The organism is Sodalinema gerasimenkoae IPPAS B-353 (assembly GCF_009846485.1).
GTDB lineage: Bacteria > Cyanobacteriota > Cyanobacteriia > Cyanobacteriales > Geitlerinemataceae > Sodalinema > Sodalinema gerasimenkoae.
Genome location: NZ_ML776472.1, coordinates 2,905,693 through 2,925,434, shown reverse-complemented (window position 1 = coordinate 2,925,434; position 19,742 = coordinate 2,905,693). Strand labels below are relative to the sequence as shown.

At 51.7% G+C, this 19,742-nt stretch carries 14 protein-coding genes; 8 read left to right on the top strand and 6 right to left on the bottom strand.

Annotation, left to right across the window (positions count from 1 at the left end; translation table 11 throughout):
• Positions 1 to 275: 275 nt before the first annotated feature.
• On the bottom strand, positions 276 to 1,754 hold the full coding sequence (locus L855_RS12745) for a DGQHR domain-containing protein (RefSeq protein ID WP_246198848.1): 1,479 nt from the start codon (positions 1,752 to 1,754) through the stop codon (positions 276 to 278).
• Between the two features lie 198 nt (positions 1,755 to 1,952).
• Between L855_RS12745 and dndC the strand changes: the two genes are divergently transcribed.
• Positions 1,953 to 3,512, top strand: coding sequence for a DNA phosphorothioation system sulfurtransferase DndC (gene dndC / locus L855_RS12740; protein WP_159788571.1), 1,560 nt, complete (start codon positions 1,953 to 1,955; stop codon positions 3,510 to 3,512).
• Here the strand turns inward: dndC and L855_RS12735 are convergent.
• Entirely contained in the window at positions 3,509 to 5,131 is a 1,623-nt protein-coding gene (locus L855_RS12735) for a GAF domain-containing protein (protein WP_159788569.1), read from the bottom strand. The two genes, dndC and L855_RS12735, sit on opposite strands and share 4 nt — an antisense overlap.
• Before the next feature lie 470 nt (positions 5,132 to 5,601).
• On the opposite strand from L855_RS12735, the gene L855_RS12730 reads away from it, so the two are divergent.
• Positions 5,602 to 9,597, top strand: a complete 3,996-nt coding sequence (locus L855_RS12730) for a magnesium chelatase subunit H (RefSeq protein WP_159788567.1) — start codon at positions 5,602 to 5,604, stop codon at positions 9,595 to 9,597.
• 219 nt (positions 9,598 to 9,816) lie between these two features.
• Here L855_RS12730 and L855_RS12725 read toward each other — a convergent pair whose 3' ends face one another.
• The gene (locus L855_RS12725; protein WP_159784407.1) at positions 9,817 to 11,148 is read right to left on the bottom strand and encodes an IS4 family transposase; all 1,332 of its coding nucleotides are present in this window, start codon (positions 11,146 to 11,148) and stop codon (positions 9,817 to 9,819) included.
• A gap of 479 nt (positions 11,149 to 11,627) precedes the next feature.
• On the opposite strand from L855_RS12725, the gene L855_RS12720 reads away from it, so the two are divergent.
• The 6 genes from L855_RS12720 to L855_RS22225 all read left to right on the top strand — a co-directional run bounded on the left by L855_RS12720 (position 11,628) and on the right by L855_RS22225 (position 16,616).
• Positions 11,628 to 12,590 (top strand): DMT family transporter, encoded by a 963-nt coding sequence (locus L855_RS12720; RefSeq protein WP_159788565.1) that lies wholly within the window; start codon positions 11,628 to 11,630, stop codon positions 12,588 to 12,590.
• A 165-nt stretch (positions 12,591 to 12,755) separates the two neighbouring features.
• On the top strand, positions 12,756 to 14,468 hold the full coding sequence (locus L855_RS12715) for a transglutaminase-like domain-containing protein (protein ID WP_159788563.1): 1,713 nt from the start codon (positions 12,756 to 12,758) through the stop codon (positions 14,466 to 14,468).
• A gap of 1 nt (position 14,469) precedes the next feature.
• Positions 14,470 to 15,888 (top strand): TldD/PmbA family protein, encoded by a 1,419-nt coding sequence (locus tag L855_RS12710; protein ID WP_159788561.1) that lies wholly within the window; start codon positions 14,470 to 14,472, stop codon positions 15,886 to 15,888.
• A 68-nt stretch (positions 15,889 to 15,956) separates the two neighbouring features.
• Entirely contained in the window at positions 15,957 to 16,229 is a 273-nt protein-coding gene (locus L855_RS12705; protein ID WP_159788559.1) for a type II toxin-antitoxin system Phd/YefM family antitoxin, read from the top strand.
• Positions 16,230 to 16,384: 155 nt separating this feature from the next.
• Positions 16,385 to 16,540, top strand: a complete 156-nt coding sequence (locus L855_RS22455) for a type II toxin-antitoxin system YoeB family toxin (RefSeq protein WP_343039277.1) — start codon at positions 16,385 to 16,387, stop codon at positions 16,538 to 16,540.
• Positions 16,497 to 16,616, top strand: coding sequence for a type II toxin-antitoxin system YoeB family toxin (locus L855_RS22225; RefSeq protein WP_219729914.1), 120 nt, complete (start codon positions 16,497 to 16,499; stop codon positions 16,614 to 16,616). Before L855_RS22455 ends, L855_RS22225 begins: the two co-directional genes overlap by 44 nt.
• Positions 16,617 to 16,643: 27 nt before the next feature.
• On the opposite strand, the gene L855_RS12695 is transcribed toward L855_RS22225, so the two are convergent.
• The 3 genes from L855_RS12695 to L855_RS12685 form a co-directional block, all read right to left on the bottom strand.
• Positions 16,644 to 17,087: a hypothetical protein gene (locus L855_RS12695; protein ID WP_159788557.1), complete on the bottom strand. Its 444-nt coding sequence runs from the start codon at positions 17,085 to 17,087 to the stop codon at positions 16,644 to 16,646.
• Positions 17,088 to 17,193: 106 nt separating this feature from the next.
• Positions 17,194 to 17,844 carry an ATP phosphoribosyltransferase gene (gene hisG / locus L855_RS12690; RefSeq protein WP_159788555.1) on the bottom strand — a complete coding sequence of 217 codons (651 nt, stop codon included), beginning with the start codon at positions 17,842 to 17,844 and terminating at the stop codon, positions 17,194 to 17,196.
• Between the two features lie 171 nt (positions 17,845 to 18,015).
• On the bottom strand, positions 18,016 to 19,080 hold the full coding sequence (locus L855_RS12685; protein ID WP_159788553.1) for a LysR family transcriptional regulator: 1,065 nt from the start codon (positions 19,078 to 19,080) through the stop codon (positions 18,016 to 18,018).
• Positions 19,081 to 19,742 lie beyond the last annotated feature (662 nt).

Here is a 19,742-nt window from a genome sequence, read left to right as displayed (position 1 = left end):
AGCGCGCAGCTTAGATGTTTGGCTTTGCGCCGGCCGCACCGGGCCGGCGAAGCCTCATCCTTCTACCCAGAAATTCGGTGCATCCTGGAACTAGAAGTTTCAGACTTGGTTGTTTGATGCTTCCATTGTAACCGTGTTTCAGGATTGTTGTCAACCCTTGAAACAAAAAAATAAAGCTGTTCAGGGGATTCTGAAATGGGACTACGGGTAGTTTCGGCACTCCATCAAACCCAGCTGGGCAAATTGCCGGCATTTCTTGAGTTTTCCCTGGGAATTTACGATTCAATCATCTTCGGCATTCCCACTTCCCGAGGGGTTACAAACTTACCCTCAAAACTGACGGCGCGATTCTCGAAGGTACGAGCCTTTGCTAACTCTAGCCGTAAATCAGCAATCTCTTGATTTTCTTGCATTCCTCCCAACAGATAGATTAATAGTTTCTTGGCGAGGTCTTTGCCTGAGACGCGAATTCGGCGTTTATTGGGATTATACAAGACGCCGTACCACAAGGATTGAGGAAGTTCCATGAACTGAAATCCACCGTCATCGTCGAATTTCTGGAGACGCTTTAAGGCTTCAACTACGGAGAGATGACGTTGAAAGATGACAATTCCCAAGGCTTGTGCTAAGGCGACTTGTCCGACGGGACGAAAGAGAAAATTTCCCTCGCCTCCACCGGCTTCAAAGCTAAACCGTCTCAGGTAAAGGGTTTCAACTCCGAGTTCCATGCGTTTGTAACTCGGAAGCGTCCCTAAGCCATCCCAGAGACGCATTAATTCAGAGAGTCCTTCGGCTAAGTCGTCGGCGGTGGGACGTGGGGGAATGGTTCCGGGGTATGCGGCTAGCCAATGGGGGAAGCGAGGAGTTAAGTAGCCAACGGTCATGTCTCGCAAGGCCTGTAGGGTGGTGAGGACTTGGGATTTGGCGGAGACGCTGACTCCATCCCAGTTGATGCGGGGGGGACGGCTGTCGTCATCGCGGAGGAGGGGATGGGTGACGGCGATTTGACGGCTGATAATGGCAAATCCGTCATCTTCGTCTAATAGGGTGACTTGACCTTTACTGAGTTTGACGGCCATGAGGTTGACATGGACGAAAATGGACCGGATACGCTGTCTGGCTTCTTCTCGGGTTTCTCCGGTTAAGACGGCGGGGATTAATTCAATTCCCACGGTGTCATTGGCTAAGGCCTGCATGGCGTCTGGGGTGGTGTTGTTGGCGGCGGCGAGGCGGTCGAGGTTGAGGGGGGTTCCACTTTTGTTGTTGCTGCGGCTGAGGGGTTGCAGGGTTCCGGTTTGCAGTAGGGTCATCAATCCTTGGATTCCCATGAGACGGTGTTGTCCGTCTAAGGCGAAGATGGAGATGGAGGGGGGGAGGTTGAGGAGGGCAAGTTGTGGGATATTATCTAAGGGGGTTAGGTCTGCGGCGGCTTGTTTGGCCCGTCCGTCGTCTCCCCATTGGCTGGCTTGGGGGTTGTCTACCCAGTCGGGACTGATGACGGCGAGGAGGGGCGGGAATTTGCGATCGCGCCGTCCGGCGAGATATTGTGTTAGAGGGGCTTGCCGTGACCAGTTGAGGGGACGTTGGTAGAGGGTATCAATGGTTTCGGCGTTGATGGAGATGTTGGCGGTTTTGGGGTCTCGCTGCTGTTGGAACAGGGGGAGTTCTGCGGCGAAGCCAACTCGTTCAGCAACCCAGGCGAGGCTGACTGACCCTAGGTAAGCCTCGGTGTTTCCCATCCGAGTCTTCTGCACGAGTAATGCATCTGGGTTATCCTGGTGGGGTGATAGGGAGTTCGGGGTTAAGGGGGGTGGGATTGTAGAGTCCATCGAATAGTTTTAAAACACTAAAATTCATTTCTATGTCAAGATGTTCTATTGATGACTAGTCAACTCATTCAACAGAGTATTGAGCGAGAATTCCTGGTTTCTAATGATTAAATCAATCTTAACATGAGTAAGCAAAAATCACTCAACCTCGAAACAGAACAATCTAAAAATCCAATTGAAGTACTTGTAGAAAAAGTAGAAAGCCTGACACGTGAAGTGCAAGAGCTTTATTGCGCAGATGATATTCCTTGGGTTGTTGGCTACTCGGGCGGGAAAGATAGTACAGCTGTATTACAGTTGATTTGGAATGCTCTGGAGTTGTTACCAGAAGAAAAGAGAGTTAAAAAACTCTATGTGATTACAACAGATACAATGGTGGAAAATCCTATTGTATCTCAATGGGTTAATCATTCTGTAAGATCCATAAAAAAAGCAGCCGGACAAAGAAATCTTAACATTGAACCCCATGTACTTCATCCAGCAGTTGACAGTACCTTTTGGGTTTGCCTAATTGGTAAAGGTTATCCGGCGCCCAGAAATAAATTTCGCTGGTGTACTGACCGGCTAAAAATACAGGCTTCCAATAAGTTTATACGAAAGGTTGTTCGAGAAAATGGTGAGACTATACTTGCACTAGGAACTCGTAAAGCCGAGAGTCATAAACGTGCCGAAACCATGAAAAAACATGAACTCAAAAGAGTTCGAGAACGACTCAGTCCTAACTCTAGGCTAATCAATTCTCTGGTCTATAGTCCCATTGAAGATTGGAGTACCGATGAAGTATGGATGTATCTAATGCAATGGAAAAATCCTTGGGGACATGACAATAAACATTTATTAACTATGTATCGCGGTGCGACAGCGGATAACGAATGTCCGCTTGTGGTGGATACAACAACTCCTAGCTGCGGAAGTTCTCGTTTTGGCTGTTGGGTTTGTACAATGGTTAGTCAAGACAAATCTATGGAGGCGATGATCCAGAACGATGAAGAAAAAGAATGGATGCAACCACTTCTAGATATCCGTAACGAACTGGATCTCAAAAACGATCGCGATCGCCGTGATTTTAGACGTATCCATGGAAATGTGCAACTCTTCGAGCGCAACAAAAACGGAGAAATTTCTGTTGAACCCATCCCCGGTCCCTACACCAAAAAGTGGCGGGAACATTGGTTAAGACGAGTTCTCGAAGCACAGGAAACCGTCCGTCGAACCGCTCCCCCTGAAATGCGCGACATCACCCTCATCACCACCGAAGAACTCAGCGAAATTCGGCGGATTTGGCTCGAAGAAAAACATGAATTCGACGATCGCCTGCCCACAGTATACCGAGAAATCACCGGTAAACCCTTCCAAGACCCTCGGCCCGGTGCCGACCAATCCCTCCTCGGACTCGACGAGTGGAACATCCTCGAAGACCTCGCCGACGGAGACGCCATGGAACTCGAACTCATGGCCAAACTTCTCGACACCGAACGCCAGTATCACACCAAACTCAACCGCAAAGGCATCTACGACGCCTTAGAAAAATGCTTCGAGACCAGTTCCCGTTCCCCTGAAGAAGCCATCGCCAACGCACATCGTAAACGGGAACTTAAAGAAGCCGCCGCAGCGGGAGACGTGGCCAAAGTTAAACAACTGACCTGGTCGGATCTTAAATTCGGCGACTCCCCAGACTCCTAGCGGGGGAACCAATGTAATAATGAGGTTTGCTCCCGATCGCGCGATCGCAGATAACGGACCAAATGCTCCCCACTCAACGGAGGTAACAGATAGTGCTGTAACTCCAGCGGGTGAAACATCCAGGGTAGACCATACCCCGCGCGATCGCTTAACCCCAAAATTGGCAAACTCGCAAAACGGGAATCCTGACGTAGCTGACTGGCCCAGTTGCGGCCTTGGGCCTCACTGAGATCTCCCTGAAGCGTCACCATATCAACCGGGGCCCCCAACGACTGACTCAACGCCTCCTGAGGCGTCTCCACAAACTGCACCTCATACCGATTTTGTCGGAACAGCCGCTGAGTTTCTCGCAACTCCGTCGGGGTCTCACCCACCGCCAACACCCGCGTTGCCGCCATCCTGGGTTCAGACTTGGCCCACTTCGTTGGACAGTCATCACACAACGTACATTCCGGGCCATCATAAACACGACCATAACGAGTGGGAATGGGAAGATGACAGCGTTGACATTCCAAGACCGTATAACTTCCCTTCAAGAAATGTTCAAAACAACGCATATCTCCCATCAAATAAAGCTTACGAAAATCCGCTCGCTGTTGCAATCGCCGCCAGAAATTCTCAAACTCAAAGCGATAGCCTTCATAGCCATACACCGCACCCGGAAACCCGAGACTTCCCTGATGAGGACTCATAATCCCCTTACCACGACTGAGATAATAGGCCACATAGCTTTTTAGTAACTCCTCCGGAGAAACCGTCACAGCCGCAGATGGAGACACTGACTCCCCCGATATATCTGAGGGGGGTAACTCCGGCGGAGGTAGGGGACGGAATAACTGCTCTTCATGAATAAATGCCGTCTCCCGTAACGCCTCATGGGCCGCTTGTAACTCACAATAGCGGCGATCTCGTTCCAACGATCGCGCCAACTGTTGCGTCAACAACACCGTCGTATCAACCTCTCGCTGCGACCAACTGCGGGCCGTATAACACTGATGCACCGCCAAAAGTCCCCACAACGACAATCCCTCCGCCTCTTCCAAACGCACCGGAACCACCAACTTGGCGGAAACCTCAAAAAAGCACTCTAAAATCTTCGTAGGACAGCGATCGAGATCCATCGAATTTAAATCCGCGATCACCTGAACATTTCCCTCCTGAAACTGTAGAATTTCCTCAGCACTAAAAAAGCGACCTAAACGGCATTTCAGCATCGATGACCGTCCCGGTGCATGAGACTCCGCCACCACCGTCGCCTCCCACTTCCGAGTTGTTCGGCACAGAATCACCCGGTCAGCGCGTAAAATTTTTCGTACCCCATCGACCGTCTCATGTAACAAGGCCGGAAACTGATCAGAAAAACGCTCTGAAATTGGCTTGGCTATCCTCGTTTCCTTAGACTCAACCGGGGCCAGCACCTGACGACTCGGAGATACCGGTTTCTCACCCACCGGTTGAAGCTGATGATTTTCGAAAACCGTTGCATTGGATAAATGTGTCGTTTCCACCGTTCCATAAGGCATTTCCTGATGACAACGAGGACAAAACCAGCGCAACGTCCCTTGACGGACATAGCCTAATAAAGGATAAGAACAACAAGGACATAGAAAATTTGACATCAGCTTCACCTTAATAAGACGCCCAAGACATTGCGATCGCAACCCATCTTCACCCTGAAACCATCGTTTTGCCGCAACGTATTATGGTAAGTTATCTTCTAAAATTCTAAATCACTCCCCTAACCAATTTCCGGAATTTCGGGTATCTTGTATCAAGAATTAATATTCAGTGACCCACCGCATCTCCAGACCCATTTTCTCCCCAGACTCCCTTGACATAATGCCCAAAACCCCCCTCAATAAAACAACACAGCCATTGTTTAAATCCCCCTCGCGTCCCCCAGACCCGCCATTTTTCTAAACAAATGTAACGAAATGTTGCAAATTTTCTATCAAATTGTTTCAGAACACCGATTTGAGTGAAGTCCCCCTAACATTATTTGGTAAAAACACCTATATAGCTAAATTCCATAAGCCCATCCCAGACCAGGTTTAGTACAATCACGAATCGCGTAAGGAGTAACCCATTCATGTTCACCCACGTCAAGCCCACCGTTCGCCACATTCAGGCACCCGACGACCTCAACGGTCGCACCCTCATCAAGGTGGTCTATGTCGTGCTCGAATCGCAATATCAGAGTGCCCTGTCCGCCGCCGCCCAAGCCATCAACGCCAACAACCCCAACCTGGCCATCGAACTGAGCGGCTACCTCATCGAAGAACTGCGCGACCCTGAAAACTGCGAAGACCTGAAACGGGATGTCGCCCAAGCCAACATCTTCATCGGCTCCCTCATCTTCATCGAAGACCTGGCCGAAAAAGTCATCGAGGCCGTCCAACCCGCCCGGGACAACCTCGACGCCGCCATCGTCTTCCCCTCCATGCCTGAAGTCATGCGCCTCAACAAATTGGGCAGCTTCTCCATGGCGCAACTGGGACAATCCAAAAGCGCCATCGCCCAATTCATGAGAAAGCGCAAAGAGCAATCCGGCGCCTCCTTCCAAGACGGAATGCTCAAACTGCTGCGCACCCTGCCCAAAGTCCTCAAATACATGCCCGTGGACAAAGCCCAGGACGCGCGTAACTTCATGCTCAGCTTCCAATACTGGCTCGGCGGGTCCCCCGACAACCTGGAAAACTTCATCTTGATGTTGGCAGACAAATACGTACTGCCCGAAGGGAAGCGAGACGTCACCTACAACGACCCCGTCGTCTACCCCGACATGGGTATCTGGCATCCCCTCGCCCCCCAAATGTTCGAAGACGTCAAAGAATACCTCAACTGGTATAACTCCCGCCGGGACATCAGCGACGACCACAAAGACCCCCTCGCCCCCACCGTCGGACTCGTCTTACAACGCACCCACCTGGTCACCGGAGACGACGCCCACTACGTCGCCATGGTTCAAGAATTTGAATCCCTCGGCGCCCGGGTCATCCCCATCTTTTCCGGTGGCTTAGACTTCTCCCAACCCGTCAACAAATTCTTCTGGGAACAAGGGGAAACCGATAACCCCAACAACAAAGCCTTCGTCGATGTCGTCGTCTCCCTAACCGGCTTCGCCCTCGTCGGAGGTCCCGCCCGTCAAGACCATCCCAAAGCCATCGACTCCCTCAAGCGGCTCAACTGCCCCTACATGGTCGCCCTACCCCTCGTCTTCCAAACCACCGAAGAATGGGAAGACAGCGACCTAGGACTGCACCCGATTCAAGTCGCCCTACAAATCGCCATCCCCGAACTCGACGGGGCCATCGAACCCATCGTTCTCTCCGGGCGGGATGGGGCCACCGGCAAAGCCCACGCCATGCAAGACCGCATCGAAGCGGTAGCAACCCGGGCCATGAAATGGGCCAACCTGCGGCGTAAACCCAAACTGCACAAAAAAGTTGCCATCACCATCTTCAGCTTCCCCCCCGACAAAGGCAACGTGGGAACCGCCGCCTATCTCGACGTCTTCGGCAGCATTCACGAAGTAGCCACCGCCCTGCAACGCAACGGCTACCGCATCGAAGACCTGCCCGAAAATCCCCAGGAGTTGATGAACGCGGTCATCCATGATGCCGCTGCCCAGTATGCCAGCCCAGAACTCAACGTGGCCTATCGGATGCCCGTTGACGAATATGAAAACCTCACCCCCTACGCCAAACGCTTAGAAGAAAACTGGGGGTCTGCACCGGGAACCCTCAACAGCGATGGGCAAAACCTCTTGGTGTACGGAAAACAGTTCGGGAACCTGTTTATCGGGGTCCAACCCACCTTTGGCTACGAAGGCGACCCAATGCGTCTGCTGTTCAGCCGGTCTGCCAGTCCTCATCATGGCTTCGCCGCCTACTACACCTATCTCGAACAAATTTGGCAAGCCGACGCGGTTCTCCACTTTGGCACCCATGGTTCCCTGGAGTTCATGCCCGGAAAACAAATGGGGATGTCGGGAACCTGTTACCCCGATAGTTTGATTGGCAACATTCCCAACCTCTACTACTACGCCGCCAACAACCCCAGCGAGGCGACCATCGCCAAACGCCGCAGCTACGCTGAAACCATTTCCTACCTCACGCCACCAGCGGAAAATGCCGGTCTGTATAAAGGACTCAAGGAACTCGGCGAACTGGTGGGGTCCTACCAAACCCTCAAAGATGGCGGACGGGGCATTCCCATCGTCAACACCATCGTTGAGAAAGCCCGCATGGTCAATCTCGACAAAGACATCGACTTCCCCGAAGCCGATGCCAAAGACCTCAGTCAAGATGAACGGGATACCATCGTCGGCTTGGTGTACAAACAACTGATGGAAATCGAGTCGCGGTTATTACCCTGTGGCTTGCATGTTATTGGCAAACCGCCCACTGCTGAAGAAGCCGTTGCGACTCTGGTGAGTATCGCCAGCATTGACCGGGAAGAAGAAGGTATTGTGGGACTTCCCAGCCTCTTGGCCCAAAGTCTCGACCGCAACATCCAAGACATTTACAGCAACAACGATAAAGGGGTTCTCGCCGATGTGGAGTTGAACCAGAAAATCGTTGAGGCGACCCGCGAGTGCGTTGGGGCCATGGTGGCTGAGAAAACCGACAGCGATGGCCGGGTTCGTTTAGAGAATCTGGGTAACTGGCTGCAACGGATGATTAAGGATGAACCCTGGTATGAGGTTCTCAAAGCCGCTGGCTTCCATCGGGTGGACAAAGAAGCCTTAGACAAGCTGATTGAGTATCTCAACTTCTGTCTCAAGCAGGTTTGTGCGGACAATGAACTGGGGTCTCTGTTGCGGGCCTTGGAAGGGGAATATGTGCTACCGGGTCCCGGTGGTGACCCCATCCGCAACCCCGATGTTTTGCCCACGGGTAAGAATATCCATGCCCTCGACCCCCAAGCGATTCCGACGGCGGCAGCGGTTCTGGCGGCGAAGACGGTCGTTGACCGCTTGGTGGAACGCCAACGCCAGGAAAACGGCAATGAGTATCCTGAAACCATCGCCTGTGTGCTTTGGGGAACGGACAACATCAAGACCTATGGGGAATCCTTGGCCCAAATCATGTGGATGGTTGGGGTGAAACCGGTTCCTGATGCGTTGGGACGGGTGAACAAGTTAGACTTGATTCCCTTAGAGGAGTTGGGCCGTCCTCGGATTGATGTGGTGGTCAACTGTTCTGGGGTCTTCCGTGACTTGTTTGTGAATCAGATGGCCTTGTTGGATAAGGCGATTAAGATGGCTGCTGAAGCGGATGAACCGGTGGAGATGAACTTTGTTCGTAAACACGCTATTAAGCAGGCCGAGGAAATGGGGATTAATCTGCGTCAAGCGGCGACTCGGGTGTTCTCCAATGCGTCAGGGTCCTATGCGGCCAATATCAACCTGGCGGTGGAAAACAGCACTTGGGAGGAAGAGTCGGAGTTACAAGAGATGTATCTGACTCGTAAGTCCTTCGCCTTCAATGCGGATAACCCCGGCATGATGGAACAAGACCGCAAGGTGTTTGAGTCGGCCCTATCCACGGCGGATGCGACCTTCCAAAACTTGGATTCTTCGGAAATCAGTTTGACGGATGTGTCGCACTACTTCGATTCTGACCCGACGAAGGTGGTCTCGAAGTTACGCAAAGATGGCAAGAAACCCAATTCTTATATTGCCGATACGACGACGGCCAATGCCCAGGTTCGCAGTCTCTCGGAAACGGTGCGTCTGGATTCCCGGACGAAGATGCTGAACCCGAAATGGTATGAGGGGATGTTATCTCATGGCTATGAGGGGGTTCGGGAACTCTCGAAACGCTTGGTGAACACCATGGGTTGGTCGGCGACGGCGGACGCGGTGGATAACTGGGTGTATGAGGAGGCGAATGAGACCTTTATTAAGGATAAGGAGATGCAGGAACGCCTGATGAATCTCAATCCTCATTCGTTCCGCAAGATGGTGGGAACGTTGCTGGAGGTCCATGGCCGTGGCTATTGGGAAACCAGTGATGAGAACCTCGAACGTCTGATGGAGTTGTATCAACAGGTTGAGGACCGCATTGAAGGGGTTGAGTAAGCCGCGAGGCTGACGGGTTTTATCTCTTCAGATAGTGTTTTGGCCCCCTTCTCAATGAAGGGGGCTTTTTTGGAGTAAAGATTACCCCTCATGTCATGGCTAGAGGCAAATCACGGGGAACAATGGTTTGATAGGGAAATTCTTAAGAATTAATACCATTTTTTGAAATCCTTGCCAGACATACAACACCGAGGAGGGCGACCACAAGGGTCACTGGTGTCAAGTTAAGGGGTGAGACCAGACCTGACGGGAGATAGCATCTTTCTTTCGTTGGCGCTTACGCCTAGCTTTAACCAGTCCGAAGGACTGGGCATATTGAACCAGAAAAGGAATGAGTTCATCATCCTCAACACGGCCCTGTTCCCGGGCGCGACTGAAAAAGTAAAGACTGCGGAAAACCATTTCCTGAGAAATGCGGTCAATGGGTTCATGTAAAGCCTCAGAGACCTGGGAACAGACGTCGGTAAGCACCGCATAGAAAATCCAGGTGGCATAAATCTGGATTTCAATGCCATTGGAGCCACCGACCCAGAGGTAAGCCAAACCTAACAAGCGTTTGGTCACGAGAAAGGCCTCCTCAATGCGCCAGCGTTGGCGATAAAGCTCGCTAACGTAGCGGGCGGACAAGACCTCGGGGTCAGTGACATTGGTCAAATAGCGGTAGATGGTTCCCTCCCAAGAGACGGACACCAGACGCACGGGATGGTGACAAGGATTAGAGCGGTATTGCCCTAAATCTATCAGTTCGTCACGAACGTAACGGTTTTGACCGAGTACCTTGAGATTCTTGTAAGCGGTTTTCTCCCGCAAGCGAGTCACAAAGAACTTGCCCGAATCGCTAAAGGCATCAAACCAAGGAAACTTAAAGAATCCCAGGTCAAACACCATTAAACCGCCCTTTGGCAGACGTTCGAGCAATGAGTCAGTCCAAAGCTTATCATTGGATTGGGCTTCAGGACTGTACCAGGCCGCCTGGGGGCGATGGTTGAAGGCATCGACCATCATCATCATCTTGCCGGCCAAGGGGGAGGTGGCTTTTTTGCCGCGATGACGATGCAGTTTCTTTTTTAAGGCTTCGAGGGTTGACCCGTCAGCTAGCCAAATGGCTGGGAACTTAGACCGCACCGGTCTCCAGAATGGCGAGACTTCCCCGGGCGCTGAGGATTGGTTCAAGCGCTCAATGACCTGCTCGAGCAAACTGGCAAACAGATGGGCCGGCAGGCTTTGTAATCTTTGGGATAGAGCCTGTTTACTGATGCGTTGAGCTTTCACCCAAAACAGTCCCTCCTGTTCTAGGGTTCGCAGCACTTCACTTAGCCCTGTCATTTGCCGGTAAACTAGGCTCAGGACAATCGCTGTCATCACCGGCAGGGTTAGAGTTCGCTCTCGTAACCGTCGTCCTTTGTTGCTTACGCTTTTGAGGGAGGCAAACGTTCCCGGACTTAACATCTCGAACAAGCGCTGCTCAATCGTCCGATTCACTGGTCCGGGCACTGAGCGATGTCGTCTGAAGTCCGGGTTTCCCGGTTTGTGATAGGTCTTCTTAGGCATCTTTTGTCCTGGCTAGCTAGTCCTTAGCCTATAAGCATTTTTCCCTTGGTCTCGGGTTGTTTACACTTTCTTGACTTTTCCACGATTTCCTTAACTTGACACCAGTGCCACAAGGGTTCGCCCCTACAGACATCTATGACACAATTTTTGAAAAATGGTATAAGTTGCCATTCAACAAAGATGATGGTAGAATGAGGCCGAGGGTTTCGTTTCGGACGCGAAGTCAAACATCTACCCTGGGCAATTTTAAAATCACCCTGCAAAAAGTTGATTTTTACATCAATCCTCACTTAAAACCGATAAAATTCCTTGATTTTGTATTGAGTTAGACAGTCAGCCCGTCTCAGGAGTGGTGAAGATACAAGAACTCTGGAAGTGAAACACCTCAGGAGCGGTGGGTTAAGAGGCTTATCCCAGACAGGGAGAGGGAGAGCGATCGCCCGCCAAGCAAGAGTTCAGTTATCAGGTTGCCAAGTTTAATGTCGAGTTCCGTAAAACCATCTCAGGGTGCGATCGCCGACTTAACCAAAGAAGTCAAACAGGGCGATCGCCTAGCCCTAATTAGTCTCTGCATCGCCTTAATTTCCGTTTCCTTTGCACCCATCTTCATCAGACTAAGCGAACTCGAACTGGGTGCAAACGCCACCGTCTTTAACCGTTTATTCTTCTTTTTCATCATCTTTGGGTTCGGTCGATTCTGTCAAAGCCAAATCTCACCAAGCCCTACCATACAAGACGCACAAGCCATCAGCCGCCAACAATGGCTACTCCTAATTGGGGTTGGAGCCGTCGCCATTACCTCATTAGTATTATGGGCCATTTCTCTGCAATATACCACCGTCGCCAAAAGTATGTTGCTCAACAACCTAACCCCAATCTTCACAAGTTTAGGAAGTTGGCTCTGGTTCGGCAAAACATTTGACCGTCGCTTTCTAATTGGCATGACCATTGCCCTCGTCGGAGCGATCGCCCTAGGACTCGAAGACATTAACGGCAGCGAAGGAACCCTCCTCGGAGACAGCTACGCCCTTCTCTCCGCCGTCTTCTTAGGACTGTACTTTCTCATCGTCGAAGAACTGCGATCGCGCTTCAGTGCCACCACCATCCTCCTCTGGCGTTGCGGAATTGGCAGCCTCCTCCTTCTCCCCCTCGTGTTCCTCATGGAAGGACAACTCTTTCCCCAAACACTCAACACCTGGCTAGCCGTCCTCGGACTCGCCCTCATCAGCGAAGGCTTAGGCCAACGACTTCTCGCCCAGAGTATGGACAAACTCTCCTCCAGTTTCGTCTCCCTCTTTCTCCTCCTCGAACCCATGGTGAGTGCCCTCCTCGCCTGGTGTATCTTCAACGAAGCCCTGAACCTAATTACCGGCATTGCCTTTATCATCGTCTTTAGCGGCATCTATCTCGCCAAAACCAGCCAAGCCGCCGCCGCCGAGTAACAGCCCGTCTCATCCACCTCTCCCCTATCCCCTGAGGAATGGTAGTCTAGCAATCAGTTCCCCGAACGCCGACAGTGCTACCGTAAACAGTCACTCAGGGCAAAACCGAATCACTCATTCTCCCGGTTGACCGTTGCCCGTTGCCCTTTTTGCCCCCCTTCTGCCATGACTCAGCCTCTCGAACGACAGACTCTCCGACCCCATGGCGTCTATGCCCTTCATGGACTTGCTGTGCTTCCGGCCGCCAATCCAGAAACCGGCCAAACCCAGCCAGAACTCATCGCCGTGGATGCCGTTCGGGGCTATATCGTCGCCGTCAGCCCAGAAAGCGATGATACCCGCATCTTAAACCCCCATAACGCCGCCGATTTCATCGGAGTGGGGGGGATGACCATTTGGGAAAATACCCTCTGGTTCACCCGAGGCGATAGCATCTACTTCTGTAACCTCGACGACTTCATCGCCCAACGCTTTATTACCCTTCCCTACGCCTTACAGGGGGTAGCCGTTCAGGGTGGGGCCATTTACGTCAGTTGCCAGAAAGAAGCCCTCATTTACGTCTTCTCCCGAGAAACCCAAAAAGAAATTACCAGCTTTTACGCCCCAGGCGTTGGCGTCGAAAACCTCGCCGTTCGTGGCGAGGAACTCTGGGTGACCGATACCGTTGAGCAAACCGTGTACTGTATGGATCGCGGGACAGGGTCTATGCACTTCAGCGTTCTCACCCCCTTCCCCTCCCCCACGGCCCTGACCTTCTATCCTCATCCTGAACTCGACGAGGATCTTCTCTACGTCGCCTACGCCTATGAAGAACCCTACATTCGGGATGACCCCAACGCCGCGAATCCCTATCAACTCACCTTCCGCGATCGCACCTTCATCCATCCCCTCCACATCTATCACAACGCCGAAGAGCATTACACCCTCTCGAATGGCTACCGCATCGAAATGACCTACACCGAGGAACTCTCCCCCCTCGATGCAGTAGAACTCAAAGACTTTGAATGGCACATCGCCCTTCCCGCCAACACCCCCCGCCAAAGGGTTCATGACATCGAGTCTATCGGCCTCCCCTTTGAAACGCGGGTCATCCAAGAACAACCCATGGCCGTCTTCAAGTTTGACCATCTCAAACCCTTTGAAGCCCGGATTTTTGGCTGGAAAGCTATCCTAGAGGTGCGGGGGATTAAATATAATCTCAAACCCGGCGATGTTAGTGACTTACCCGAGTTGCCCCCCGACTATCCTGAACGGTATCTGGTGGATAATGACAACCTGGCTATGGATACCGACACCGTGCAACGGGCGGCCCGTAACGCCGTCGGTACTGAAACCAACCTGTTGCGGCAAGTCTTGAGTATCCGTGATTATGTCTACGATCGCCTCGAATATGGCATCAAACCCCATATTGATACCCCTGATGTGGCCCTGAAACGGGGGATGGGGTCTTGTGGGGAATATGTAGGGATTCTCCTGGCCCTGTTGCGTCTCAATGGCATTGCCTGTCGGACTGTAGGCCGCTATAAATGCCCTGCCCAGGCAGAACTGCGGGAAGTCCCCATGCAGCCGGACTTTAACCATGTCTGGCTGGAGTTCTTTGTCCCCGGCTATGGCTGGATTCCCATGGAGTCGAACCCCGATGGCATGGGCGATCGCGGCCCCCACCCCCTGCGCTTCTTTATGGGGTTAGCCTGGTATCACCTAGAATTAGTCAAAGGGGCGAAATTTGAAAGTCTGATTAAAGACGGCAAGCGACTGCCCAAAACCGAAGTATCCATGGGAGACTTAGCCATCAACCATGTGCGATTCCGGATTCTGGACGAATTGCCACCCCCTCGCCCCACCTCCAAAACCGACCCCATGACCGACGTTTCCTAGTATGGCGAACCCTCTAGCTGACCTGCAAAATCAAATTAGCGATACCCTCAAACGCTATCAACATCGAGTGGATTATCTTGCCATCCGCCTCGAAGCGTCCGAGGGGACTGATATTTTTATCCGAGGGATTCAGAAGGAGTCTCATGCTGACCATCAAATTGAAACCCTCAGCGAAGATGTCAGCCTAGGGGGTCAGGTGCGGGCCTGTTACAAAGGAGGTTGGGGCTTTTCGAGTTTTAACCGACTCTCCCAACTGGGCGATCGCGTTGAGGAAGCGGTCACGGCGGCCCGCTTAGTGGGTTGTGAACAGACGGAACTAGCCCCCATTCCCATCCTCACCGATATCTGTCAATTGCCCCTGACGCGAACCGACCCCCGACAGATTGACTTGAAGGACAAAAAAGACCTCTGCGATCGCTATATCGAGCAACTGCTAAGCGTCAGCCCCCGCATTGCCACCACCTCCGTCCGCTATAGCGACTGTGCCAAGCGACTCCTCATTGCCACTTCAGAAGGCTCCTTTATCGACCAATCCTGGGTTGATTTAGAAATGCGTTTCGCCGCCACGGCCCGCGATGGAGAAACCGTACAAACGGGCCGTGAAACCAGTGGCTCTCGCCGTGGCTATGAGGACATGACCACCCTTGACAAACAGGTCAAAAGCGCCGCAGAAAGGGCGGTCGAAGCCTTAGAATTGCCCTCCGTACGGGGGGGGGCCTATCCCGTTGTTATTGACCCAATTCTCAGCGGTTTATTCGTCCATGAAGCCTTTGGCCATCTCTCCGAGGCCGATATGGCCTATGAGAACCCCGACTTACTCGAAGTCATGACCCTGGGACGACGCTTTGGCGGCGAGGACTTGCAAATTTTTGACGGTGCAGCCCCCCAGGGTCATCGCGGCAGTTATTTTTACGACGACGAAGCCACCCCTGCTACTACCACCCAACTGATTGAAAATGGGGTATTAGTGGGGCGACTCCATTCTCGGGAAACCGCAGGACGCTTGGGAGAAGCCGCCACCGGAAATGCCCGCTGTTTGGACTATCAGCATTCCCCGATTGTCCGCATGACCAACACTTGGATTGGTCGTGGCACTACCCCCGTTGACCAACTCTGTGCTGGCATTAAGGAAGGGGTCTATGCTCGCAATTGGCTGGGGGGAATGACCAATGGGGAGATGTTTACCTTTAGTGCTGGAGAAGCCTGGATGATTCGCAATGGGGAGTTAGCGGAGAAGGTGCGAGATGTCACCTTATCGGGCAATGTGTTTCAAACCCTGGCCGATATTGAAGCCATTGGCGATGACTTCTACTGGGATGAGTCTGGCGGCTGTGGGAAGGGAGGCCAGAATGGCCTACCCGTTGGCTGTGGGGGTCCAAGTTTGCGGATTAATAATGTGGTGGTTGGAGGGGAAGCTTAAGTGGAGGACTAGCCCACCACTTGAGAATTTCGGTTAAACTAAGGCTAATCGTTACTGAGAGAACTCTCATGAACACTGTCCCTCTCAATCAGTTTCGCGACAATCTCCCCGACTATCTCGCTCGTACCCAGTCTAGACAAACCCCGCTGAAGGTTGTGGGCGATAACGGCTCAGATTTTGTCGTGATGGCAGCGAAAGACTGGGAACAACTTCAAGAAACTCTTAATGTGCTGCAAAATAGTCACTTGATGCAACAGATTGCTCGTTCTTTGGCAACCCATCATCAAGGACAAGGCTATCAACCTTCGAACGAGGAAATGAATGAGATCCTTGGTTTTTGAAGGCGATACTTAGCTGATCTATGAAGAACTAAGACAAAATGATGCTAAACAGCATCGAGTTCTTTGTCGGCTTCTCAAGGAACTGTTGCGAGGTGAGCCAACTCAGGGGACAGGTAAACCTGAACGGCTTAAACATCAACTGTCTGTAGGAACTGTTGCGAGGTGAGCCAACTCAGGGGACAGGTAAACCTGAACGGCTTAAACATCAACTGTCTGGATTGTGGTCACGCCGAATTTCTAAGAAAGATCGCTTGATTTATAGCTTTGATGACAAATATATCTATATTATTGTGGTCACGCCGAATTTCTAAGAAAGATCGCTTGATTTATAGCTTTGATGACAAATATATCTATATTTTTGCGATTGGTGGACATTATGAACGTTAACGGTTAATGAGAGCATTCAAAAATTATTTAAAGGGGAAACTGATAATATATCGTGCCGTTATCGCTGACTTCGAACGTGGCTTCAAATTGTTTAGCTTGCTGGTCTAAGTAGGTTTTTGCTGCTTCTCCTGACAGGCCCGAGGCGATCGCGAACTGCATCACCGTCACAGAACCCCGGTTCCTCTGAACCACCTCATAAAAGACGTTTTGTAACCGTTCCGCTTCCGTCGAAGCCTCGGCTTCGGCTTTAATGGATTTTTGACGTTTAGCACCCAAGAGGGGAGGATGTTGCATCAGCCACTGTCCCAACTTCGCAAAGCCAGCAGTGAACCCTAAGCAAAAGAGAAATACGAAAAATCTCACGAGGAAGGTTTCTTCGGCATCAAACAGCCCAAAAATCGCAGTCAGAAGAAATAATGCCGCACCACCGTAAGCAAAAATTCCCAAAATAGATCGAATCAGTCTCATCATGCCTCGCCTCCGCTCCGATTATCTAGTTCTATCTTAAACAGAAATGTGGGGGTTAGCGATGGGTGTCCTTGAGCCGGATGACACCATCGCCAACGGCTTAACAGACTTAACCCACGGTGACAGGGTTCTGTTGCGATCGCAACCTCTCGACAATCTCCTCTAAACCATCGTGATTGAGGCGATAACTCAGGGGATGGGCCACCAAGCGGGCCGTACTCTCAAACAGCACCTCAATCTCAATTAGACCATTCTCCTTCAGGGTGCGTCCCGTCGAGACCAAATCCACAATCGCCTCAGACATCCCCGTAATCGGCCCAAGTTCCACGGAACCATAGAGAGGGACAATCTCCACCGGTAAATCCAAACTGCGGAAATAGTCCCGCGCACAGGTGACAAACTTCGAGGCTACCCGGCCATGAATTGGTAAATCCAGAGGACTGCGATAGGGACTCGACGCCTTCACCGCCACCGAGAGACGACAACCGCCAAAGCCTAAATCCGCTACCTGGGCCACATTGGGATGTTTTTCCCGCAAGACATCATAGCCAACGATTCCCAATTGCGCCTGGCCATATTCCACATAGACGGGAACATCCAAGGCCCGTACCAGTAACCCTCGGGCCGTTCCCGTCTCATCCAACATCTGAAGTTGGCGATTGGAGGAGTCCAGGAAGCCGCTGAAATCCAAGCCAACCGCCTTCAGGGAGGCAATACTGTCCTTCAAGAGTGCGCCTTTCGGCAATGCGATCGTCAACATACGGGGGAATATAAATCTAACAATGGACAATTGAAATCGGACAGTTAATACTCATCAAACTTTTTAGGGATTTGATCGTTGAAAATGTGTATGTTTAATCTCGTTCGTCTCTTCACAACTCTTCATCTGGGAGACTCAACAATAAAGACCGATGAGAGCCAAACCGAGGACTTATGAACCCGAATCGCTGGAGTCGGCCAGGGATTCAGCCACAGACGTGACCTGCACCTCTGGGGTTTCGGCCGCTGGGGGATCTTTGGCTTTACTATTGGCTTTGACGCGGGTGATGGGTTCGAGAAGTTTCGGGTCAAGCTCCTGATTGGAGAATAAGGGTAGAATCTCCGTGATAAAGGCTTCAGCAGCTTTCGAGCGATAGCGATTGGGATTATAGATCACATTGAGAGTCCGTTTCACCACCACCTCCTCAATGGTGGCCCGGTGTAAGACCCCCATCTCTAACTCCTTCTCGATCGCCGAAACGGAAACAAACGCCGCCCCTAAACCGGACTGCACCGCGTTCTTAATCGCCTCAATGGAATTGAGTTCCATCTCTAGGGTTAAGCGGCGCGTATCGATATCACAGCGAGCCAGGACGCGATCGATGACCTTGCGAATCGTTGACTGAGAGTCCAGAGCGATGAATTGTAGATTATACAACTCCTCCTTATGAACCGAGGGCAATTTAGAGAGGGGGTGAGAGACCGGCAAAATCAGAGCCAGTTCATCCTCGGCATAGGGGATAATTTCCAAAGAATCCTGTAAATCCGTGGGAACTTCACCCCCGACAATGGCTAAATCCACCTGGCCATTGGCCACACTCCAAGAGGTGCGGCGGGTTGAATGGACATGGAGTTGCACCGCCACATCCGGGTAACGTTGTCGGAACGCGCCAATGGTGCGGGGGAGGAGATAGGTTCCCGTCGTTTGGGAGGCCCCGACAATCAGAGTTCCCCCCTGTAAATTTTGCAGATCCTCAATGGCCCGACAGGTTTCTTGGCATAGGGTGAGAACTTTCTCCCCATAACTGAGCAGTAAATACCCAGCCTCCGTCAGTTGGGCCCGTCGTCCGCCGCGATCGAACAGAGGCACATCCAACTGGCGTTCTAAATTTTGAACCTGAAGACTCACCGCTGGCTGGGAAACATACAGACTATCAGCGGCCCGCTTGAAGCTCCCCTCCGAGGCGATCGCCTTGAGGATGCGTAGCTGATCCAGAGTAAAAGGAAGGTCAGACATAGATGAAAAGTCGGTGAGGGAAAAGCGCCATTTGGCAGCCCACCCATGTCACTAGCGTACCGGAGTGGGTGCGTTTTTTGACCCCCTCAAACAACGACAGTAGCATAAGAGCGAGTCAGGGCCTTCAAAGTTTTGTTGCTTAGACATCAGCCTGAACAAACGCCAGCTCAGAAAAATCCCTGTAGACTTGTAGGGGCCCTCCCCTTTTGCTAGAATTTGTCCCACAAGTGGTACTAAATACTTAAAAGACAAATACAGGTTCTTGCCCACAGGCAATCGGATTGTCTGTTGAGTTGTCTGCCGAATTGAGGAGAGTCTTCAAGGGTCTTGTGGGTTCTGATTTTGGATGCCCATCGAGATTAATTGTGAGCCTAGACTTGTGGTAGACTGCTGATTGAGTTGTCACACCAACTCGAAGCACGACAGCCAGGCGTCTGTTGAAAACTTGGACAACCCTGTGGAAGACTGGGTTATGCCTGTGGAGGCTGAGTTAGACCAAGAGAAACTTAGTTTCGGTCGGCTTCGGCAAGGGAAGCAGGATGTCTCGGTTGTCATTGGCGATCGAATCGTTGATGCGATCGCTGGCACTTAACCAACCTTTTACGTTGGCGCGGGAATCCCGCGTTCTACCGAACCGGTGAGCGTCGGGAGGGATAGCGCCT